This window comes from Pseudomonas sp. LBUM1669, from assembly GCF_059695705.1.
Map to the genome: position 1 here is coordinate 185,112 of NZ_CP166785.1, position 23,883 is coordinate 208,994.

Here is a 23,883-nt window from a genome sequence, read left to right on the forward strand (position 1 = left end):
ATCTGTGGATACATCCTCCAGGCCCACGTTATTCAGTCTGTGTAGGCAAGTGCGCAAGAAGTTGCGCAGTGGTGCGCAACTTCTTGCGCACTTTCACTGGCTATCTAGCTTCAGCCCAGTTCAAGTAATTGAAAAATCGTCCTCAATTCCCCGGTTTATATAACCCATAATATTTCTGGCACGAACCTTGATAACAGTCAGGCACCCGACGGCGACACCGCCTCTCGGGCACCCTCACTTTTAGCAAGGAGCACATCCATGGCTACTCCAGCGTACATGTCCGTCGTGGGCGAGAAACAAGGTCTGATCACTGCCAATGCGTTCACCGCTGACTCGGTTGGAAACACCTACCAGGAAGGTCACGAAAACCAGGTGATGGTTCAGGCCTTCAGCCACGACGTGATCATCCCGCGTGACCCGCAGTCCGGCCAACCGACCGGTCAGCGTGTTCACAAGCCAGTCGTGATCACCAAGGTCTACGACAAGGCTTCGCCGTTGCTGCAGGCGGCTCTGACCTCCGGCGAGCGCATGAGCGAAATCGTTATCCAGTGGTACCGCACCTCGGCTCAAGGTACCCAAGAGCACTACTACACCACCAAACTGGAAGACGCGATCATCGTCGCCATCAACAACAAAATGCACAACTGCCAGGACCCGGATAACTCGCACTTCACTCACTTGGAAGAAGTGCAATTCACGTACCGCAAAATCACTTGGACCCACGAAGTCTCTGGTACTTCGGGGTCCGATGACTGGCGTGTGCCGGTCTGATCCAGGGCGACCGTCTCAAGCATCGGCCAGCTCTGCTGGTCGATGTGGTTTTCGCTAATCCAGAGTTTTGCGTCGACTGAGGCCTTTTTTGGCCATTCGCGCACGCCGCAGTACTGCACGAGGAACAAGAATGTCTGCACCAGCCAATCTCCGCTGCGTAAAATCACCTAAACCCACGGTACTTCGGTGGTTGAAGTCTGGCGCTCCCCGGTCGCGAGTTACGTTTATTTCAATGGATCGCGTCGTGCATGATATCAATGCACTGCCCTGCTCCCCTGGTGAACTAATCAGAAAACTCCGGTCAAAGTAGGAAGCGCGATCATGCAACAACACCCAACAGGCGCCAGCCCTCTCGGCGAACACTTCTACCTGTTTCAAAAGAATCCTGGTACACCGAGTTCCAGACTCATCATCACGTCCCATGGGGCGTACGTGCCGGGCATGCATACGCAGGTCCCCGCCAATACGACGCTTTTTTTCTACGGTCCGGATGGTCAAACGTTAAACGATCCAGGTTTGGCGTATGTGATGCGAAATCAGATCGCTCCTTATGAGAGTTTCCCTGCACACAGTCCGGTGCGTAATTACTTACTGTCCAAATATCATGGTGATCATTACGTCGCAATCAACTATAGCGTCGCCATCGAAGGTGTTGATGTTTTGACCATTCGCAACCGGAAACAGCCTTCGTTGCTGTTGGCCAAGGCCACCCTGTCATTGAAGGATGTTTTTTCCGCGCTCGCGAATGAAGGCATTCACTACGAAAAAATGGACTGTGATTTCTGCCGCAGCTCTATGTTTGATCGAACCCCTGTGATGCACAATGCTTCGAGAGTTTCGCCGCCACTGCCCACTGATGTAGCATCTCCAATGCCCCCCGTATTGGCCTTTTCCAGTGGGCTTGTAAGCCCATCTCGTAGCATCGAGTCCTCAGTACCCAAAACCTATTCACAAAGCCGTTTTATTTTGAATGTCATGGGGGGCAACCAAGACTTTCAGGTTTTATCGTTTCACGGTCGGGAAGCCATTAGCCAACCGTTTGTGTTTGAGGTGGAGCTGGTCAGTGAACAGCCGTCCCTGGACCTCGAGACCCTGCTGCACAAACCAGCCTTTTTGCAGCTCTCGCCTGACGGCAGCGGCATCCATGGCCAGATCTATCGCGCCGCCCAGGGTGATTCCGGCAAACGCCTGACCCGCTACGCGGTGACCCTGCGCCCGCAACTGTCCTACCTCGCGCACCGCATCAACCAGCGCATCTTCCAGAACCTCAGCGTGCCGAAAATCATCGGCATGGTCCTTGAAGAGCACGGCATCCAAAGCAATGCCTATGAATTCAAAGTCGGGGCGATCTATCCCGAGCGCATTTACTGCGTTCAGTACGATGAATCGGACCTGCAGTTCATCCAGCGCCTGTGCGAGGAAGAAGGTATCCACTACCACTTCCAGCACAGCGCCACGGCCCACAAGCTGGTGTTCGGCGATGACCAGACGGTGTTCCCGAAACTCGCCCCCGTGGCCTACCAGCAAGACTCCGGCATGGTCGCCAACGACCCGGTGATCAAGCGCTTCGACCTGCGCCTGGAAACCCGTACCAGCCGCACCACCCGCCGCGACTACGACTTCGAAAAACCGCGCATTCCCCTCGAAAGCGAAAGCCGCGGCGACGCCCTGCCTGACCTCGAAGACTACGACTACCCCGGTCGTTTCATCCACCGCGAGCGCGGCAAACATCTGGCCAAGCGTAACCTGGAACGCCACCGCAGCGACTTCCAACTCGCCGAAGGCAAAAGCGATCAGCCGTTGCTGGTCAGCGGCCACTTCCTGGCCCTGACCCAACACCCGAAAGCCAAATGGAACGACCTGTGGCTGCTGACCGAGGTCCTGCACGAAGGCAAACAGCCGCAAGTGCTGGAAGAGTCGGTGACCAGCGACACCACCAGCCTCAAGGGCGATTTCCACCAGGGTTACCGCAACCGCTTCCAGGCCACACCGTGGGACGTGCCGAACCGCCCTCCGCTGACGCAAAAGAAGCCGCGCATCCTCGGCAGCCAAAGCGCCGTGGTCACTGGGCCCAAGGGTGAAGAGATCCACTGCGACCAGTACGGCCGCGTCAAAGTGCAATTCCACTGGGACCGCGAAGGCCAGGCCGACGACAAGACCAGTTGCTGGCTGCGCGTCTCCTCCGCCTGGGCCGGCGCCCACTACGGCGGCATCGCCATCCCGCGGATCGGCATGGAAGTCCTCGTCACCTTCCTCGAAGGCGACCCCGACCAACCGCTGATCAGCGGCTGCCTGTACCACAAGGAAAACGTCGTCCCCTACCCACTGCCGGCGAACAAAACCCGCAGCACCTTCAAAACCCTGAGCTCCAAGGGCGGTGGCGGCTTTAACGAACTGCGCATCGAAGACAAAAAAGGCCAGGAACAAATCTTCCTGCACGCCCAGCGCGACTGGGACGAAAACGTCGAACACGACCAGAGAATCCGCGTCGGCAACGAACGCCACGACACCGTCGAGAAAAACAGCTACAGCGAATTCAAGGCCGAAGAACACCACACCGTCTACGCCGACCGCAAAGTCGAAGCCCGCGCCGACGACCACCTGACCGTGGGCGTGAATCAGCACATCAAGATCGGCACCGGGCAGTTCATTGAAGCGGGCCAGGAAATCCACCTGAGCAGCGGTATGAAAGTCGTGCTCGAAGCCGGTAGCGAATTGACGCTCAAGGGCGGCGGCAGCTTCATCAAGATCGATGCCAGCGGGGTGACGCTGAGCGGGCCGGTGATTAACATAAACTCCGGCGGCAGCCCCAGCATTGGGAACGGGGCGGCGCCTCTGATACCAGGGTCGTTGAAGCAGGATGAGGATATGGCGGGGCAAGTGTTAGTACCTCAAGCGTCAATGCGAGCCACACCAAGCGTTGAGATCCGTGAGCATGTCTCACCGACAATTTACTCCCATACCGACCAACCGGAAGGGGCTGATCAGATTCAACGTGGAATGAACGAATTTCCGTCCGTGGACAGAAAGTATGATACCCGCGTGATCGTGAAACTGGGGGCGGATACAACAATCGACCGGTCTGCTCAGCGCATCTACGACAAGCATTCTGACCACAGCGTACTAATCGAACTTGATGCGCAGGGTGGTTATACGGTACTGGCTGGGGGAGAACAAAACATAGGCGGCAGGACCAAGGTTGAACTGGTAGGCCACGGCAAAGAAGAGGAGGGTAGTACATACAGCCTAGGGGGGCTGAGCGCTTACGAGATTGCACGGGAAGTGGTCAAGGTTCGTGACAGGGCGCTTAAGACAGGTGCTCGCCCCACACAAGTGACAAAAGTAACGGTAGTGGGGTGTGATACGGCGAATTGTGGGCGTTGTCCAAGTCTAGCGAGTGACGTTAAAGGTGAATTGCTGGCCCAAGGTATTGATGCACGGATCAAGGGGTATCAAGGGCGGATTGATCTGAACTCTGATGGTCGGAAGCAAGGTGTGACTGAAGGTGGGTTGGGGGGCGCGCTTGGAAAGCTTTTAGGAGCTGAGGAACCGGACACTTCGTCTGAGCTAACAAATCCTCCGACACATCCATCAAAGCAAGCTTTGGAAGAGGCGCAGTTTAGCTATACTGCATCCAAGGAAAGATTAGCCGCTGCTCAAAGTAAACTCTCAGAGATTGAAAGAACTGCAGTGCGGAATAGTGATACGGGTCGACTAAGAGTTGTTAAGCCGGCGGGTATAACCTATCAAGACTTCATGTGGACTCGTACCCAAAAAATACGAGAGCTCAATACGAGTATTGAATCATTAAAAAGGGAGGAGGCTCATTATGAGTTTCTTGTAAAGGAAGCAAGTTATGCGTACGCGCAAGCCACTGTATCTTTGCCGCTCAGTGACGCGGATGCCGCATTATTTGCAAGCATTCCCGATGGTCATATCACCGCTCGAATTATGATCGAGCACAATGTGGCCGTAGATTTTTACGCTGTACGTATACAAAAAAATAAAAATATTGATTTTAGACGAAGTACTACGCGAGGCACTGAGCGCCCATCTGCTACGATTGAAGACTGGTACCCGGGCGGAAGTAGAAATCAAGCGAGCGTACTTGCTAAAAATGTCGCTCTTGAAACTGGACAGGAAATGCTTAACGTTGCTCTTGTCCCTAGAGAGTTGGTGCCCGCCGCAATAGAAGGAGTGAAGAACTACGGTAGAGGCGAAGCAACAATCATTGGCTTTCCACTCAGGGAAGCACTAGCGCTTGGCGGAAGGGTATATCCTGACAAGGGCTCTATTTTTGTAGGGACAGATGCGTTTATCTTAGGCTTTCCGAGAGGAACAAATGTCCCCATAGAATTTCTTGTCAGCGACAGTTAAAAAATAAATATTGCAGTTTTCTCGTTTTTACGAGAAGCAAAACACTAAGCCAAATCCTGAGTAAGTCAGTTGTAGATGTTGTTTTCCTCCGGTGGCGGGTAGCAGATGCGGTTAAGCATTGGAGCTGTTATCAAAAGTCTGGTCTGAATACGCTCCCAGCTCAGACGAGAAACAAACTATGTGTAGCTTTTTCGAGAATACGAGGAAAGCTATACCTTGCACCTGACAAGTTCTTCAAGCCATTTAAATCGGGATAGCTCTCTCGTTCTCAAAAACACAACAGAAACACGTCTGGACTTAGCAGTATCCGCTTTGCACTCTTGAAGTCGCTTCAAGCGAGCATTGTCGTCTGATGCTTAGTGTGCCGTATTTAGTTATAAGAAATCGCCTTTGTGTTCGAAAGTTTTTACGTAAAGGAGTGGGTCCAGGTGTCCGCGGCCTTTGCTTTTGTAATAGCGATATTATTCACATCCTCTGATGTATTGGCGTATCAGTCGAGAACTAAAAGGAGATAGGAAGAAACAGTTCATCGAGGCGGCTTTCGATATTTACGGCGTTGTGTTTTTCCTGCTGATCGCACCTGTTGGCTACCTCGCCCTTTATTTTTTTGGATCTCAGTCCAAATTCATGCTGAATGATCCCATAGCTTGGATTTGTTTTATAGGCGGCGCAGCTTCAGTTTACGATCTGATTCGCGCAAGGCTGGCATTGAAGTCAGCTAATGGGGCGTCTCGCTGCAATGCAAGAACAGGATATATTTTGCTGTTTGAAAGATTAACCAAGCTTGCGCTCTGTCTATCTCTGATCCCGCTGCTTTATGGGATGGTGATGATTGGCGTTACGAACCTTATGGCACCTGGCTACATTAGGGAAGGTCTGAAGTAGTCAGCGATTTTTGATGCCCTCTTTGGTAGAGGTTCAAAAAACACTGGTTTGGTCAGAAATCAGACCTTTCCTGTTCTTAACTCATCGTTTCACCCTTGAACGACGCCTTTTCAAGGCGCTTTTCCCGGATTACAGGCGCACCTCTCCCACAACCAGCAGCCGTTTTCGCATCATCCACAGATTCGACAGGGCAAATAGCGTGGCCTGTTGCGCGGTATTTTTCATCAGGCCGCGAAAGCGCACTTTCGTATAGACAAACTGACGCTTGATTACCCGAAACGGATGTTCAACCTTGGCCCGCACCTGCGCTTTCGCGTATTCGATCTTGCGCCGCAGACGACCGATCAAACTCTTTTTTCCATGCTTTTTATAGCTGCTTGGCCGGGCGGCAATCGACCAGATCATCTTGCGATCCTGATGCTCGGGACGTTTGTCCACGCCGGTGTAACCGGCGTCACCAGACACGTAAGTTTCCTCGCCGTGCAGCAACTGATCGACCTGCGTCACGTCCGCCACATTGGCCGCCGTGCCCACCAGGCTATGCACCAAGCCGGATTCAGCGTCGACGCCGATGTGCGCTTTCATACCAAAAAAGTACTGATTCCCTTTCTTGGTTTGGTGCATTTCGGGATCGCGTTTGCCGTCCTTGTTCTTGGTCGAACTCGGCGCGTGAAGGATCGTCGCATCGACCACCGTGCCATGACGCAACAGCAGGCCACGGTCGCCCAGATAGCCATTGATAACCTGCAAAATCCCGCCTGCCAACTCATGTTTTTCCAACAAGCGGCGGAAGTTGAGGATCGTGGTTTCATCGGGAGTCCGATCTAGGTGCAGCCCCGAAAACTGGCGCAGGATCGTGGTCTCGTACAATGCCTCTTCCATCGCCGGATCGCTGTAGCCGAACCAGTTCTGGATCAGATGGACCCGCAACATCGCCATCAGCGGATACGCCGGACGACCCCCTTCGCCCTTTGGATAATGCGGCTCGATCAAAGTAACCAAGCCCTTCCAGGGCACGACCTGATCCATCTCGATCAGGAAGCGCTCGCGGCGAGTCTGCTTACGTTTGCCGGCATATTCGGCGTCGGCGAAGGACATCTGTTTCATGGGGCTCAACCGTCGTGTTCGTGTCAGGCGAGTATTTCACCAGATCTGGAAGTCTTTTTCAGAGTTTCCTTAGCTTGGAAGTAGAGTTTGCGGTCAGTATGGGGTCTTGTTATTCGGGGTCTTTAGGTGTTCTATCCATGGCTATGCCCATCATCCAGTCGGTTGGTGATCGCACCGGGGGTGACTGTCTGATTTAGTTCTTCCGATCCCGCGAAGTGTGCGTCAAAGTCTTTTCCGACGGTACGCTCTTCTTCCTGCGAGCCACGTGGCGCCGTTGAATGGCGTCCTGATGTGTATGCGTCGTGTAGTGCTACCTATCAATTCAGTGGCAGGCCGATTGAGTTGCGAATTACTAATTAATATAAATCTTGTTGGAGATATAAGAGATGAGCAAAGAATACTATCCTGAAGCAGATGTCGTTTCCCTGCCAACATCTTCAGTCGATATGGGGCGTGCGGAAGGGGATGAGTCGAATCGTTCTAATGCGCTGCTAGTTGATGAACGAGCTGGTGGCGTACACCCATCCATGGAGCAGGAACTATTGCACGCCGCACCAGCGTCATTTCCCGAAGAACGCACAGCAATCCGCACAAAGAGAAGTACACAGGTCAGTAATGAATCCATCCCTCAACGTATTATGAGTGTTGTTCACGAAACAGGATTTTCTGGCAGTTCGATTGTGTCTGGCATATTGACGACTGCTAATAATTCAGAAGCGGTAAGGTTCGCACTGCCGGCAGAAAAAAATGTCGAACTACTCCTCAAAACTATTGAATATTTGTCAACCTTTATCGAGAGGTTAAATTTCGCCTCTATCCAAACCTACCGTCCACTGCTGGATGGGTTGTGGGCCATGGCGGAGGGCCTCTCTGATGCTTATGGTCAATCCAGAGTGAACCAATATAAGGCCGTTTTAATTAGTAGCACACAGTCCCCTCCCTCTGAAATCGAAGGGCCAACAACACCGCAAATCGATCCGCATCAGGCACGTATTGAGCGCGCTGCCGAGCAGACCTTGCAACAACTCGATGCACTGTCCAGTCCCATTCTGGACCCCTCGGCGTTTATTGATAATTATATCAAGACGGGGATTGAACGCTATGAGCAAGAAAGCGGCACGACCACACACTTGTTGCCAGACAGCTATGTCAGTGTGACTTACCATCCAGGCCCATACGATCCCACAACGATCCCCCCCAACCAGCAAGCGCCGAGCAGCATGACTGTACGCGTAATGCTACGGGACGTCGTGATGGGGCACTATCTCTATGCGTTCAAGCAAGCTAGGGACTCGTTAGGCCGACAATACTCGTATCCCCGAACCACTTTCGAGCCAAGCGGGCTGATCACTGCACTGACTCGGGAAAATTTGCAAACGGTGATGGAACGGGCTTTGTCGACGTACCGCAGCACCTCCGCCAACCGAACCGGGTTGACGGAGCTTTATCAGAAACTGATAAAGCTCCGCTGTCTGCTGTATGTCGACGACCAAAGCCGGGGCCTCACGTATCGACAAGCGGTGCAAGCTTTTCTCAGCGGTACTACCCAGGCCCAGGAAGTGTCCTTTAAAGGGGTGAAGCTGAACGGGGTCTTTCTGATACCTCACGGCTATGCGGGGGGCGTGCTTTTCAGTGTGGATGATCCTGTTGTTGTCCATGTGGCTAGCCGGGAGTTTACCTACAGGGGAATAGGGGAGTGGGTGACCGAATCAGTCTCTGATTTTCCTGCCTCCACTGAGTTTAAAAAATGGGTTCTCGCCAAGTTGCCCCGCGTTAAGGCCCAGGAGTACAAAGACAGTCCAGTTTCAGTATTCAGTACCCAGGTAAGATCTGATCTGCTGGCAGTGCCGCCAGCAGTATGGTTGGAGCGCCCCTTTTATTTTACGTCTACCCAAAGTCAGTCCGATCTGGCGGTTAAGCTCTATGAAAGTCTGATGAACCGTCTGGAGTCAGACATTGATTACCTGGTGTTCAGTTCTTGGGAGCAGACCACCGGGCACTTGCTGGAGGTGGCCAAGACCATTCTGGCGGTTGCTGCGATTGCGTTGAATACCGTCATTCCCGGAACGGGGTCGCTGTTAAGTCGTGTCGGATTGTTTTTGGCCACCTTGGCTGTAGACGGTGCTTACATAGCTGCCAGCTTGACACAAGCGCAGATGGCTGACCGGCCGGAAGATGCCGCTGCCTTTCGCGACGAAGCTATCTTTGCTGGCGTATTGAGTGGCCTGGGGGCTATCGCTAGCGGAGCTCCCTTGACCCTGCAAGGGATTACTAATGCCGCTGCCCTTTATCGGCAAACCAAGTTGGCAAAGCACACGCTCATTCCGGCGGTATTACGCAAAGTGACTTGGCCAAAACTGGCCGATACAACCAAAATCGAATTATTGGTTGACATCATGAAGGACAGCACACCGGCTCGCAATTTGGCGCGCGTGAGCAGTCTCGGTGATGTCGAGCACTCGATACGCCAGAATTTGTTATTGGATTCCTTGGGTACGATACGTAACCGCTTCGCTTGGGGGGACTTTGCATTTGAGCAAGCGCAGGTTCTGCGGCGGCTACAGTCTGACCTGACGCGTTTGAGCGAGGTGAATGATCACATTCGTAAGCTTCTGGACACGCCCCCCGTCGTACCACGCCAAATCTTGCCAGGGGAGCCAGAGCGCGTTGCGGCGGCGTGGATAACGAGTAATAGCAGCTCCGCCACCGACCCAGGGTCGATCAGCGAATTAAAAACACGTGTCCAGAATGCGCTTTTCCAAAATCGTCAGGCCGATGTATTGGATATCGCTACCATAGATCGTTTGCACGGCGCGGTATACCAGCCAGCAGCAGGGCAAGCAGAGCGGGTGTTTCGCTCCAGCAGCGACCCGCTGTTCATGGGTTCGGATATCGCCCGCGTCGGTTTTGAGAAAGCGCTGGATGCGATCAAAGTCAAGGTTCAGGCTGGCCATGTGGATGTGGGTGAAACGCTCTTTGCTGCCATTGTGCGTTACCACCCTTATGGTGATGGCAATGGTCGAACCGCACGCACGCTGTACGCACTGGCGCAACTGAAAAAACAGGAGCCTTCCTTCAGGGCATTGATCCCACTGGCCGAAGAGATGCTCAATGGTATTCCTCGACGGGCGTGACGGCACTGACTGAATAGATGCAACGTGCGCCGATGCGCCGCATCACTTTCTAAGTCCTCGGCAATCGTGGTACGGCGTGTGATTCGTCTCGCGCCGTCCACGCTTGTCCCGCGAGAAATGGATGACCGGCGGTCGCGGTAGGGACGGCAGTTACTGGACTGGCCCCTATCAAACCGGACACCTGCACCCCGTTAAATTGATGCCGCTGCCAAACGCCTAAACTCCCGTGGTGAACGGTATTTCAGCGCGCTGTGCGGATGCTCCTCGTTGTAATGCTCAAAGGCAATTGTCAGGTTTCGCAAGGCTGTTTCCCGGTCAGGTTTGGGCATGTGGGCGACGTAGTCGCGCTTCATCGTTTTGACGAAGCTCTCGGCCACTCCATTGCTTTGCGGGCTGCGCACCGGTGTCGTCACCGGCTGCAAGCCAATCTGTCGGGCAAACTGGCGTGTCTGCTCAGCGATGTAGGCCGAGCCGTTATCGCTCAGCCATTGCACCGGGGTGGCAGGTGGTTCTTCACCGAAGCGTGTTTCCACCGCTTCCAGCATCAGATCGCGGATATCGTCGCCGCTGTACCCGGTCGGGCTGGCCACCCAACCGATGGCTTCACGATCGCAACAGTCCAGGGCAAAGGTCACGCTCAGCTTGGCGTTATCATCACAGCGAAACTCAAACCCGTCCGAGCACCACCGCGTATCGCTGGTGGCCACGGCAATTCGGCCTTCGTGACGGCGTGCCACACCCGGTTGTTTAACCCGTCGCTCCAGCAGCAACTGATGATCGCGCATGACGCGATAAACCCGCTTGACGTTGATCGGCGCCTGACTCTACTTTTCACGCCGACGACGCAGCAACCCCCACACACGGCGGTAGCCATAGCTGGGCAGCTCACTCACTTCAGCCTGAATTTCTTCGACCCGTGCGGCATCGTCCAGCGCAGGGCGACGCCGCTCGGGCCGTGCCGCAGGGTTGAGTCGAACCGTTAACTGCGAGCGCGCTACACCGAGACTTTCACTGATCAGCTTCACTGGTCGTCCCCCGGCAACAAGGGTGAGTGCGCAATCCATTTTCGCGACCGAGCAATCTCCACAGCTTCCTGGAGGATCTCGACCTGCATGGTTTTCTTGCCGAGCATGCGCTGTAGCTCCCTGATCTGCTTGAGCGCATCGGTCAGCTCGGAAGCAGGCACCACGCTCTCGCCAGCACTGACGGCCGAGAGACTGCCGCTCTGATAGAGCTTGCGCCACTGAAACAGCTGGTTGGCATTAACGCCATTCTGCCGAGCCACCACCGAGACGCTTTGCCCCGGTTGCAGGCTCTCGCGAACCATGGCCAGTTTTTGCTCCGGGCTCCAGCGGCGCCGCCGCTCCTGACCCAAAAGCTCCCCACCCTTATCGTTTCTATTAGTCATATACACAGTCGTTTGCCTATCCCTTATGTTAAGGGGGAAACGGTGTCCTGTCTTTCAGGGGGCTCGTCCACGACTGCAGCATCGCCGGTGGTACGGACGCCATGTATGGCGGGAGTACAAACCCTGTCCTGAACAGTTTACGCCATTTGGTTGCAGCCTAGTGACAGCGAAAAAAGCATGGTCGTTAGCAGGCGCGATACGCAGGCAGCGACAGGGGTGAAGATGCTCTAGGATAGGGCAAAAAAGCCGTAGCGCATGCGGCAAAATATTGTCAGGAGGATGTGTTTTCACAGTCTTGGTGACGTGCATTGGTACTGCCGAAAAGCCCTAGGTGTAGGCACCGCTATCGGTCATGATTTGTGTTGGCTGCAATCGGTCTTTTGTTCCAGCACAACCGCTAACAATACGAGGCTGTCGCGCAAGATACCGGGCACCGTAATGGCATTCAGGCCGGAGAATTGGTCGGAAATCAGGTTGTACCAGGTGACGCCCCGGTCGATGCCGAAATACTTCGGATTGGGGCCAGCATGCAAGATGCACATCGGCACGACAAAACGCATGCCATCGGCGGAGGCCACTTTGCCGCCGCCCCAGATCTGAGCTAGCTCCAGTTGGCTTTGCGCAGCCACCAGTATGGCGTTAGCTGCTGAGAAGGTATCGTCACGGAGATAGTTCAGGCTTACCCAGGACAGCCGGTCACGGCGTAGCGATTGGTTGTCGTTGCGGATCAATGGTTCCGCCTGGTGTTGCAGGCTCCCCCAGGAGTACCGCACACAGGCTCGTCACCAGGTTGTCGGCCCGCGTATTGCGTTCGGACGCATGGGTGAAAGCCTCAGCGAAACCGGTACGAGCGGCGAGTTCCAATAGGATTTTCGGCAGATCGACACGCGGCATCAAGTCGGCAACGGCTGGGCGCAGTTGCAGCAACACTGCTGCTAAACTTATCCACAACTGCTGACGCAAAATCAGCAATCCGCCCTGGGTCAAATTTCAATCGGCAGGCGGTAAGTTTTCAATCAGCGCCAACAGGTCAATAGAGACTGTTCGGTGAATAGGTGTGGCCAAGGGATTATCGTACCCCGAAGGACTGAGCATGCGTACAAATGAACGAGTTGCGCAAGTCGTTGAGATAGAGCGCTAATAGAAGAGGGTTGCGATGAGTTTCTCTGAACGGATAGGGAAGGATCACGATGCCGAAATGATATGTTATACAGTGTCATTAATTTTCTTTCATCAGGTTTCCGCTTGCGCTGCCTGCAGGTAAGTGCAACGGCAATCATCGCTTTTCTACCGTATGGAACTCTGAAATGCCTTCCCGTTCTTCCCATCCTCTTTCTCTGAAACGGCGCCTGATACCAGTGGCTACCGTATTACTGATGACTTCATCGGTTTACGCTGCTGAGACCATTGAGCTGCTGCCACAAGTCGTCACCGGCAATCCTCTGGGAAGCCAGACGCTTGCCTCACCCTCGACTGTATTGAGTGGCGATGACCTGACGCTGCAGCAGAAAGGCAGCCTGGGCGAAACGCTGAACAAGCAGCCTGGCGTTTCTTCGTCCTATTTTGGCCCAGGCGCAAGTCGCCCGATCATCCGTGGGCAAGATGGCGATCGCATTCGTATCCTGCGCAATGGCATCGGCGCACTGGATGCATCGTCGCTGTCCTACGATCACGCAGTGCCGCTGGATCCGGTCAACGTCGAACGAATTGAAATCGTGCGCGGCCCGGCAGCGCTTCTGTATGGCGGCAGTGCCATCGGCGGAGTGGTCAACACCTTCGACAATCGCATTCCGACCGAAGCCATCGACGGCATTCAGGGCGCTGGAGAGTTGCGTTATGGCGGTGCCGATAGCACCCGCAGCAGCGCCGGCAAACTTGAAGCCGGGAATGGGGTATTCGCGTTGCACATTGATGCCAGTGCCCGTGAATTCAACGATCTGAAAATTCCGGGTTACGCCAAGACCAGCCGCGAACGCGCCACAGACGATGGCGATTCCAAAAAACACCGTTTGGCCAATAGCGACGGCCGCCAGCATGGTGGGGCAGTGGGCGGGTCGTATACCTGGGATGATGGTTACGCCGGTGTGTCGTACAGCAATTACGACTCCAATTATGGTTCGCCCGCCGAAGATGACGTGCGCATTCGCATGGAGCAGGAGCACTACGCCTTCGCTTCCGAGATACGTAACCTCGACGGGCCCTTCAGTTCGGTCAAACTCGACGCCGGTTACACCGATTACGAACATCGGGAAATCGAGGGCGGCGAGGTCGGTACGACGTTCAAGAACAAGGGCTACGAGGCCCGGGTCGAGGCTCGTCACCAGCCGTTGGGGCCGTTCAACGGCGTGATTGGCGTCCAGGTCACTCGCAACGAATTCTCCGCCTTGGGCGAAGAGGCGTTCGTTCCGCAGGCGGATACCAATGCTGGCGCGCTGTTCATTCTTGAGGAGCTGCAAGCCACTGATCGACTGTTGTTCACCCTCGGCGGGCGTTTGGAACACACCACCGTGGATCCGGACGCAAAGGGCAACGAGCGGTTCGCCAACGCCAATCGTTCCAGCAGCTTCACGTCCGGTAGCCAGTCCTCCGGCGCGGTCTATACTCTGACGCCGATCTGGTCGGTTGCCGCCACCTTGGGCTACACTGAGCGCGTCCCCACGTTCTATGAGCTTTACGCCAACGGCGCGCACGTCGCTACTGGCACCTACGAGTTGGGTAACGCTAATCTTTCCAAAGAAAAAGCCGTGTCCAGCGACCTGGCACTGCGGTTTGATAACGGTACGCACAAGGGCAGCGTGGGTGTTTTCTACAGCCTCTTTTCCAACTACATAGGCCTGCTCAAAACCGGTCGCACACTCAACGACGAAGGGGAGGAGGACGCTGATGGGATCCCCCAATATAGCTACTCGGGTGTGCGTGCACGCTTTAGCGGTATTGAGGCTCAGGAACGCTGGACACTCGGTGAAAACGACTATGGCAAGTTCGCGCTTGAGTTATCAGGCGACTACACCCGCGCCAAAAACCTCGACACCGGCGAAGACCTGCCGCGCATCGCACCGCTGAGACTCAATACCGGTTTGCTCTGGGAACTGGATCATTGGCAAGCACGGATCGACGTCGAGCACGCCAGCTCCCAGCATAGTGTGCCTGCCAATGAGCGCGGCACGGATGGCTACACCACTTTGGGGGCGAACCTGGGTTATCACTTTGATGTCGGGCAGAGCAAATGGCTCGCCTTCGTCAATGCCGAGAATCTCACCAACGAAACCGTTCGTTACGCTAGCTCAATTCTGCGGGATATCGCGCCTGCGGAAGGACGGAGCATTCAGGTGGGTTTGCGAACTACTTTCTAAACCCCATCGCCTGCAAAGTTAACCAATGTCTCGCTTGTAGCGAGATGTTGGTGTAGCCCTGCTTTCGACTTCGGGCGTTTTCAGATACCTATTCTTGGATTGGTCCCTTTTAAACTGGATACCTATAACCCGTTAAATTGATGCCGCTGCCCAACCTGGCCGGGTAACGGCACTACGCAACCTGGCGATTGCCTTCGAGCACTACAACGAGGAGCATCCGCCCAGCACGCTGAAATACCGCTCACCACGGGAGTTTAGGCGCGAAGCTCGCCCATGAGGCGCTGAACAGTTTTGTGGTTCACGAGGTGGCCCGCTCGTCGAACGGCAGCAGTGATACGGCGATAGCCATATCGGCCCTTGTGCTCGTCGAAAATTGAGCAAATCCTGGTCTTCAGTACCGCGTATTTATCAACGGCTTGCTGTACCTTTTGTTGATAGTAAAACGTGCTACGGGCCAGGCCCGCCAGTTTCAGAAGGCCTTCCAGAGGGTGCTGTTGCCTCAGTTCAATCACGATTTGCGCTTTTTTCGCTGCGCTGCTCGCTCCTTCGTTTGAACCAAGGCATCGAGCTTTTTTAACTTTTCCATCCGTAACTGGTTCAATTCGGCCAGCAAATCATCACGTGTACGAGCTTCGTCGTCCGAAGACTCAAGCTGTCGAATACGGCGCCTATGGATCGCTAACAACATGTACAGCTGCATAGTCGGTAATTTCACTGTGAAACCAGAGCTGGCGGAGTCTGGTTGAGCCTAAGTGCTGAATTCGACCCAGCTATTTCACGGTGAAAAATAGAAGCGAGGATTTTCACTGTGAAAAACTCGCCCGAAACAGATCTGACGCTGATTGCGAAAATCGAGGGGCAGGTTTTCAAAGTGAAAAACATAGGTGAGGCACAGTTTAACACTGTGAAAAACAAGGGGTAGACGACCAAGGCTGCCGAAAGAACACATACCCGTACCTGGAACAGTAGCCTGAAATACCGCCTCTTAATGCGTCACTCAGTGGGTGGATCGCACTTAGCAGTATGCAATGCACACTACATAATGCGCAATGCACGGGGTGTTGTGCATAGCTCGTACTGCTAGGAGTATTTTGGCACAGCTTGTGGGTCAAAGGCTTCGATTGTCAGGGGCCGCGGGTGTCTGCGCCGGCGAGGTGGAATAGCCGAAAGGAAGGGCAGTTGGCTATGAAGAAAGGGAGTTTTTCACATTGAAAAATAGACGTCGCCGTGAAGGATTTTCACAGTGAAAATGAACAGATCTGCCGATATTTTGCGCATTCCACACCATCCGGCCGCTCAGCCCACCAACATCCGGCCACCTATTCCACGCTCATCCGGCCGGGCAGTCGGAGCGCAGCGACGCAGGTTTGCATTGTTAGTCTGAAGTCTATGTCGCCGTCAATTTCGTTGCGCGTCTGCGCATCGATTCGCCCTTCAGTTCGATCCGATAAGCGTTGTGCACCAGCCGGTCGAGGATCGCATCGCCCAAGGTCGGATCGCCGATCAGCGCGTGCCATTTGTCCACCGGCATCTGGCTGGTTACCAGCGTCGAGCGGTTCCTGTACCGGTCGTCCAGCAGTTCCAACATGTCGCGTCGTTGCGACGCAGTAAATGGCGCCAGGCCCCAGTCGTCCAGGATCAGCAAGTCGGTCTTGGCATAGCCCGCCATCAGTTTCGCGAAGCGACCGTCGCCGTGGGCCAGGCCTAGTTCTTCCATCAAGCGTGGCAAGCACAGATAACGCACGCTGTAACCGTCGCGGCAGGCCTTGTGGGCCAGCGCGCAGGCCAGCCAGGTTTTGCCCACGCCAGTAGGGCCGCCGATGATCAGGTTCAGGCCGTCACGCAGCCACTGGCCGCTACCCAGTTGAAGGATCAGCGATTTGTCCAGGCCGCGCGGGCTGCGGTAGTCGATGTCTTCCTGGCAGGCGTTATGGCGCAGTCGTGCGGCCTTGAGGCGAGTAGTCAGGCGTGCGTCTTCGCGCTCGGTCAGCTCGCGGTCGACCATCAGACCGAGGCGTTCGTCGAAGCTGAGATCGTTGATGTCAGGCGTTGCGTGTTGTTCGCCAAGCGCCTTGATCATGCCGTGCAGGCGCAGGGTTTGTAACTTGTCGAGGGTCGGGTTAGGCAGCATTTTGGTGCTCCTTTTTCAGGTCAGTGGTAGTAGCCAGGGCCGCGCAGGTTGATGTGTTCTTCGGGCAGTAACGGCAGGTTTTGCTGGGCCAGCGGTAGCCGTTCCAGGCCTTGGCGCAGGATCGATTCGAGGCTTTTGTAACTGCACGCGCCCAGTGCCAGTGCACGCTGGCAAACGGCTTCCAGCCGCTCTTCGCCGTGCTGTTTACTCAGGCGCAGGATGCCCAGGCAGGCGCGGAAGCCGTGCTGCGGATGGATCCGGCGTTCGAGGATGTAGGCGATGACGCCGGCCGTATTCGGGCCGGTCTGCTCTGCCCAGTGGATCAGTCGCTGCGGCGTCCATTCGGCGTGTTCGCGATGGCTCTTGGGCATGTGCTCGGTTTGGGTGGTGTGGCGGCCTTTGTGCGGTGAGCGCAGATGGCTGGCCACCCGCTGGTTGGCGTGGAAGCACTCGACGGTCTTAGCGGTTACCAGGATCTGCGATGTACCACCGAGAAAGGCGAAGCAGCGCACGTGCGAGCCCAGCCAGTCGGGCAGTTTCTGCGACCAGGTGGCCTCGGCGAAGGTGTAGCTGGGCGCGCCGAGGACGGCGACGAAGATCTGCGTTTGGCGGATCTCGCCGGTTCGCCGATCAATGACTGGCACGGTCTGGCCGGCGTAATCAACGAACAGCTTCTCGCCGGCACGGTGTTCCTGGCGCATGACCACATCGATCTTCGCGGCCCAGAGGCGGTAGTGCTCGCAGAACCAGCTGTACTGGAAGCCTTGCGGACGGGCGAGTCGATACTCTTGCCAAAGCAGGGCCAGGGTTACGCCGGGGCGGCGCAACTCGGCGTCCGTTAGCGCAGACGGCCAAGTCAGGTCGCTGGCAGCAAAGCGATTGAGGTACGCACCGACGCTGGCTCGACCCACTTGCAAGCTGACAGCGACCTGCCGGGCAGATAGGCCAACCTCGAATTTGAGACGTAACACTTCTCGAATCTTACGCATGGATAACCGCTCCACGACGACCTCTCTGCTTCGATAAAAGAGGGGAGCGCGCAGAATTCGGAAAAAATCGTACGCTAAGGTTTTCCAAACGGTTCGGTTCGCTGAGGAGCGGCAGGGAAATGCCTGACTACGCTCCCTTACCCAACTCAAAACCAGAGCACAGGGTTACCCGAGATAGCGAATTCTTTTTCACGAGAATCAAGAACGTCCCGGTCACTCGTACAAAACCCATTTATTCGCATCGGAGAACTGTAGACGTCGGAATTGAAAACTGAAGGGGTCAGTTTACCAATTAACCCTCACGCCTAGGGTTCCCTGCACATTGGAACTAATCGTCGTGTCCCCTCCAAGACTCCACTGGTGACCAAGCTCACCGTACAGACTGGTCGAAGGTGACAATACCAACGTCGAACCGACGGCCAGTTCCCCCGTATCGTAACCATTCGGGCTTTTGAAGGTCGTTTCACCTGCCGGACCGATGAACGAGGCCTTGCTGTCACTGAAACTGGCATGGTTGAAGTTCACTTGAGTATAGGGAAGCAGCCGCCCTGCCGGAGTGACCATGTCGCCCTTGAGGCGTACGCCTACACGCCCCACCCACCCATGGTTATCATCGGAGCTGACTTTGGCTCCGCTGATATTCACGCCGTCCGGATTGGATTCCTGATAGATCAACTGCGCTTGCGGTTCGATGCTCCATGGGCCTTCTAGCACGAAAGGTTTTCCCACCTCAACGGAAACGGCCACACTGTAGGCTTTCCCCGAAACGTTGGGGTTGATGTCGGGGTGAACGGTGTAGTCATGACGTCCGCCCTGCAGCACGCTATCGACATACAAGCCGCTGGCATCCATCCATGTGGCATAGGCGCCCAAGTAGTTCGCCTCCAGGTCATTGCTACCGACATCGCCTGTGGTGCCATGGGCGTTACCACTGACATCGGCGCTGCCTTTGAGATACCCGACGTAAACACCGGCGCGCCAGCTATCGACCACGATCAGGTCAGTACCGGCTTGCACACCGTTCATGTTGGTGTCGGCGTGAGGGCTGGCATTGCCCGATTGCTCAATATCGAGATTGCTGGAAACCACCCGCACCCAGGACTGACGGGGGGCTGTGGTCGAGCCCGAAGACATAGTCGCACTTGTGCCGAAGTCATCTCCGATACGCTGATGAAACGTACCGAGCATTGCCAAATCCGCTTGTTGCATCTGAGCAGGCAGTGCGGCGAGCAATGGAACTTCGGAGCGATATGTCGGAACACCAGGAGGTGTGGGCTGTTCGGGCGTCGGCGGCACAGGTGTAGTAGCACGCAAGTACCAATTTTCGCCAGCGCCCTGACTGTCAGCCGCATGGAGTCGATACTCAAACGCACCAGCATCCACGTGACCATTGGCCAGCGTAAAAGCGCTTTGGGTGGTTTGCGCGGTGGTGGTGGCACCGTCAAGCCCGCTCACCACCTCAATGCCATTGCCCGTAGTCGCTGCTCCGAGGCCACCCAGGTTGGCGATTTGGATGAGGGTGTGGCCATTCGCACTGGCCCCGGGACCATCCAGAACCAGGCGATCACTCACGCTAGCGGTGCCACTGCTTAATCCAGTTCCCAACTTCAGCACGCCCTCCTGTCCAACATAAGCCCCAGTGACCCTGAGCGTGTTGCCTGGGATCGCGCCGATCAAACTGACAGTGCCGGCATTGTGTAACGCGGCGAGATCCTGATGAAAGCCTGCCGTATCTAGCGTGGCCCCCGGCGAGACGCTATAGGCAGAGGCGGCACTGAAGGTATTTACTGCACTGGCCTGCAATGTGCCGGCCTCGACTGTGGTTGCACCGCTGTAGGTATTGGGCGCAGAAAGCACTAAGGTGCCACTGCCTTTCTTGGTCAGTGCGCCATTGCCTGAAATGGTGCCTGAAAGTGTTTCATTGAACGCCCCAGTGTTGACGATGGGATCACTGGTACCGGTGAGGACAATGGCGTTGGCCACATTCAGGCCTGCGACGGAGAAGCCCAATGTAGTACCTTCGTCCATAGACAGGCTGCCCTCGCCTAGGGCACGACTATTTCCAAGCGTGATCTGCCCACCCTTTAGAGCAGTCCCACCGCTGTACGTATTGGCTGCGGCCAGGAACAGAGTGCCGGCACCTGTCTTGGTCAAGGCACCCGCGCCGGCAATGGCGCCATTCTGGGTCAAGGTGCCTGTCTGGGTGTCAAAAGTCCCTCCAGTGCTGCCTAGCGTGGTGGCTCGCGTCATGGCCATATCAGCGGTCGTCCGCAGTGTACCGCCATCCAGACTGAGTGCGCCGGCGGCCGCGCCCAGATTTCCATCACTGGCAACCTGCAGCACCCCACCGTTGATAGCGGTACCACCGGTGTAAGTGTTGGCGCCAGTCAGGACTAGGGTGCCCAGATCCTCTTTCTGGAGGAGCGCAGCGCCCGTCAACTCGACGTTGATGGTCGCCGTATAACCGGCACCGCCAGCGGTGCCGTCACCGACCCGGAGGATGCTCGTCGGCGCGCCACTCAAGGCGATCGCTCCGCCGCTCAGCACATAACCGTCACTGGTAAACTGCATCCCAGCAGCACTCACCTGACCCAGGCTATTGTCGACCGTTATGGTCCCTGGTTGGGCCATGAATTCAATAAAGGAGCTGTTGCTGAAGGGCGCATTGACGGTGCCAGTGATATCCGTCCAATTGTCGCTGCTGCCAGCGCTCTGCCAAACGCCACTCCCCCCATTGATGACGCCGTTATTTTTCGGCCCCGTCGCGCCATCCCAATAGCCCATGGTCAGCCCCGTGGTATTCACGAGATTGACCTGATTGGCCACCGCCGTCTGCACAGCCAACGTCAAAGACGAAGGGATCGCGCCCAGCGCCAAGCCATTGTTGGTCAGGGCGCCACCGTAGCTGATGACGCGATAGACACCAGGCACGATGGCGCCACCAGGGGCGGTGGTGACGTTTAGCGTGCCATCAAGCGTGAGATCGCTGGCGACTGCGGTGAAATCATTCAGTGGACCACCCACCACACCGGCCTGGCCAAAACGGTAGTTCAGGAGCGACCCGTCACTCAACCCGAGGTTACCGTTGATGTTGAGTTGGCCGAGGGTTGTTCCTGCGGCTCCCGGCGAGAGGGAAGCACCATCGGCGACGGTCACGCTGCCGCCCAAGGTGCCATTGCCGCCCAAGTTGGCTCCAGATGCGACGCTGGTACGACCGGTCGCCGCCGACTGGTTGCCATCGACATAGAGCGACCCAGCCACCACCGTCGTTGAACCGGTGTAGGTGTTGGTACCGGTCAATGTGGTTTGTCCCGAGCCTACGTGAGCCACCGAGCCCGTACCGGAGATGATATTGGTGAAGGTGGTCACGTCCGAGCGGTTAAAGGCCAAGGTCGCGTTGTCGGTGACATCGCCTTGGAGACTGCCCGTGCTGCCACCATCACCGAGCTGCAAGGTGCCGGCCGCAATGGTGGTGCCACCGCTGTAGGTGTTGCTGCCGGTCAGCGCCGTCGTGCCAGAGCCGACCTGCGCCACCGAGCCCGTGCCGGAAATGACACCGCTGAAGGACGACACGTCTGAGCGGTTGAAGGCCAGGGTCGCGTTGTCGGTGACATCGCCGACGATACTGCCACTGCTGCCGCCAGCCCCGAGTTGCAGGGTGCCGGCCGACACTGTGGTGCCACCACTGTAAGTATTGCGGCCGGTCAGCGCCGTCGTGCCGGTGCCGATTTGCGCCACCGACCCCGTACCGGAGATGACACCGCTGAAGGTGGATACGTCCGAGCGGTTGAAGGCCAGGGACGCGTTGTCGGTGACATCGCCGACGATACTGCCACTGCTGCCGCCAGCCCCGAGCTGCAAGGTGCCGGCCGCCACAGTGGTGCCGCCGCTGTAGGTCTCGGCGGCGGTCAGGGTCAGGGTGCCGGCACCGGACTTGGTCAAGGCGCCTGCACCGGCAATGACGCCATTGTGGGTCAAGGTGCCTGCCTGGGTGTCAAAGGTGCCGCCCGCGCCGCCCAGCGTGGTGGCTCGCGCCATGGCCATATCCGCGGTCGTGCGCAACGTACCGCCATCCAGACTGAGCGCGCCGGCGGCCGCGCCCAGGTTGCCATCACGGGCAATCTGCAGCACCCCTCCGTTGATGGCGGTACCACCGGTGTACGTGTTGTTGCCTGCCAGGATCAGGGTGCCCAGGTCGTCTTTTTCAATGGGCGAGGCGCCGGTCAACACGGCGTTGATGGTCGTCGTATAACCGGCCCCGCCCGTGGTGCCGTCGCCGACACGGAGGATGCTGGTCGGTGATCCACTCAAGGTGACGGGGCCACCGCTCAGCACGTAACCGTGACTGGCGAACTGCATCCCCGAAGCCGTGACCTGGCCCAGGCTGTTGTCGACCGTGACGGTCCCTGCCGGGCCCATGAATATCGCAAAGGCGCTGTTGCTGAAGGGCGCATTGAGCGCGCCCGTCGCCTCGGTCCAATTGTCGTCGCTGCCCGCGCTCTGCCAGACGCCATTGCCGCCATTGATGACGCCGTTATTCTTCGGCCCCGCCGCGCCATCCCAATAGCCCATGGTCAGCCCCGTGGTATTGACCAGATTGACCTGATTGGCCACGGCCGTCTGCACGCTCAGTGTCGAGGGCAACGGGGTCGTGCCGAGCGCCAGGCCATTGTTGGTCAGGGCGCCACCATAGCTGATGACCCGATAGATGCCCGGGGCGAAAGAGCCGCCCGCCGTAGGGGTGACATTCAGCGTGCCATCCAGGGTGAGATCGCCGGCGACCGTGGTGAGATCATTCAGCGAACCACCCACCACACCGGCCTGGCCGAAACGGTAGGCCAGGAGCGACCCGGCACTCAGTCCGAGGTTACCGTTGATATTGAGCTGCCCAGGCGCGGTTCCCGGGACGCCGGGTGAGAGTGTCGCGCCATCGGCGACGCTCACACTGCCGCCCAGGGTGCCAGTGCCACCCAGGGTGGTGCCTGCGGCGACGCTGGTCAGGCCGGTTGCCGCGGACTGGTTGCCATTAACATAGAGTGATCCCGCCACCACGTTCGTAGAACCGGTGTAAGTGTTGGTACCGGTCAACGTGGTCTGTCCGGAACCCACCTGAATAACCGATCCCGTACCGGAGATGACACCGCTGAAGGTGGATGCGTCCGAGCGGTTAAAGGCCAACGTCGCGTTGTCGGTGACATCGCCGAGGATACTGCCACTGTTGCCAACAGCCCCGAGCTGCAAGTAGGTATTGCTACCGGTTAGGGCCGTCGTGCCGGAGCCGAGCAGGACCACCGACCCGGTGCCGGAGATGACACCGCTGAAGGTGGTCACGTCCGAGCGATTGAAGGCTAGGGTCGCGTTGTCGGTAACATCGCCCTGGAGACTGCCACTGCTGCCGCCAGCCCCGAGCTGCAAAGTGCCAGCCGCCACAGTGGTGCCGCCGCTGTAGGTCTCGGCGGCGGTCAGGGTCAGGGTGCCGGCACCGGACTTGGTCAAGGCGCCTGCACCGGCAATGACGCCATTGTGGGTCAAGGTGCCTGCTTGGGTATCAAAGGTACCGCCTGTGCTGCCCAGCGTGGTGTCCCGCGCCGTGGTCATATCCGCGGTCGTGCGCAGCGTACCGCCATCCAGACTGAGCGTTCCGGCCGCCGCGCCCAGGTTGCTATCACTGGCGATCTGCAGCACCCCACCGTTGATGTCGGTGCCACCGGTGTAAGTGTTGGTGCCC

The 23,883-nt window shown here is 56.7% G+C and carries 8 protein-coding genes and 6 pseudogenes; 7 read left to right on the forward strand and 7 right to left on the reverse strand.

Going from position 1 to position 23,883, the window contains the following annotated elements; genetic code table 11:
- The first annotated feature begins 258 nt into the window (after positions 1 to 258).
- The 5 genes and pseudogenes from ACA051_RS30780 to ACA051_RS30800 all read left to right on the forward strand — a co-directional run bounded on the left by ACA051_RS30780 (position 259) and on the right by ACA051_RS30800 (position 6,033).
- Positions 259 to 771: an Hcp family type VI secretion system effector gene (locus ACA051_RS30780; RefSeq protein ID WP_497375712.1), complete on the forward strand. Its 513-nt coding sequence runs from the start codon at positions 259 to 261 to the stop codon at positions 769 to 771.
- A gap of 321 nt (positions 772 to 1,092) precedes the next feature.
- Positions 1,093 to 1,551, forward strand: a pseudogene (locus ACA051_RS30785) (putative adhesin); the annotation flags it as partial.
- 195 nt (positions 1,552 to 1,746) lie between these two features.
- Positions 1,747 to 3,663: pseudogene (locus tag ACA051_RS30790) on the forward strand (type VI secretion system Vgr family protein); the annotation flags it as partial.
- Between the two features lie 147 nt (positions 3,664 to 3,810).
- Positions 3,811 to 5,148 (forward strand): annotated as a pseudogene (locus ACA051_RS30795) (C80 family cysteine peptidase); the annotation flags it as partial.
- A 477-nt stretch (positions 5,149 to 5,625) separates the two neighbouring features.
- Entirely contained in the window at positions 5,626 to 6,033 is a 408-nt protein-coding gene (locus ACA051_RS30800; RefSeq protein WP_497375714.1) for a hypothetical protein, read from the forward strand.
- Positions 6,034 to 6,162: 129 nt separating this feature from the next.
- On the opposite strand, the gene ACA051_RS30805 is transcribed toward ACA051_RS30800, so the two are convergent.
- Positions 6,163 to 7,140, reverse strand: coding sequence for an IS5 family transposase (locus ACA051_RS30805; RefSeq protein ID WP_497375716.1), 978 nt, complete (start codon positions 7,138 to 7,140; stop codon positions 6,163 to 6,165).
- 386 nt (positions 7,141 to 7,526) lie between these two features.
- Here ACA051_RS30805 and ACA051_RS30810 point away from each other — a divergent pair, with 386 nt between their 5' ends.
- The gene (locus ACA051_RS30810; protein ID WP_497375718.1) at positions 7,527 to 10,274 is read left to right on the forward strand and encodes a hypothetical protein; all 2,748 of its coding nucleotides are present in this window, start codon (positions 7,527 to 7,529) and stop codon (positions 10,272 to 10,274) included.
- A gap of 191 nt (positions 10,275 to 10,465) precedes the next feature.
- Here the strand turns inward: ACA051_RS30810 and ACA051_RS30815 are convergent.
- A pseudogene (locus ACA051_RS30815) lies at positions 10,466 to 11,682 on the reverse strand (IS3 family transposase).
- Between the two features lie 330 nt (positions 11,683 to 12,012).
- Positions 12,013 to 12,609 (reverse strand): annotated as a pseudogene (locus ACA051_RS30820) (Tn3 family transposase); the annotation flags it as partial.
- Positions 12,610 to 12,989: 380 nt separating this feature from the next.
- Here ACA051_RS30820 and ACA051_RS30825 point away from each other — a divergent pair.
- Positions 12,990 to 15,035, forward strand: a complete 2,046-nt coding sequence (locus ACA051_RS30825) for a TonB-dependent receptor (RefSeq protein ID WP_497375720.1) — start codon at positions 12,990 to 12,992, stop codon at positions 15,033 to 15,035.
- 263 nt (positions 15,036 to 15,298) lie between these two features.
- On the opposite strand, the pseudogene ACA051_RS30830 reads toward ACA051_RS30825, so the two are convergent.
- The 4 genes and pseudogenes from ACA051_RS30830 to ACA051_RS30845 all read right to left on the reverse strand — a co-directional run.
- Positions 15,299 to 15,675 (reverse strand): annotated as a pseudogene (locus tag ACA051_RS30830) (IS3 family transposase); the annotation flags it as partial.
- A 747-nt stretch (positions 15,676 to 16,422) separates the two neighbouring features.
- Positions 16,423 to 17,166: an IS21-like element ISPsy14 family helper ATPase IstB gene (istB, locus tag ACA051_RS30835; RefSeq protein WP_497375722.1), complete on the reverse strand. Its 744-nt coding sequence runs from the start codon at positions 17,164 to 17,166 to the stop codon at positions 16,423 to 16,425.
- Positions 17,167 to 17,186: 20 nt separating this feature from the next.
- A complete protein-coding gene (locus tag ACA051_RS30840) occupies positions 17,187 to 18,155 on the reverse strand; it encodes an IS21 family transposase (protein ID WP_497375724.1) in 969 nt (322 codons plus the stop codon).
- Positions 18,156 to 18,440: 285 nt separating this feature from the next.
- Positions 18,441 to 23,840 (reverse strand): autotransporter-associated beta strand repeat-containing protein, encoded by a 5,400-nt coding sequence (locus ACA051_RS30845; protein WP_497375726.1) that lies wholly within the window; start codon positions 23,838 to 23,840, stop codon positions 18,441 to 18,443.
- Positions 23,841 to 23,883: the final 43 nt, after the last annotated feature.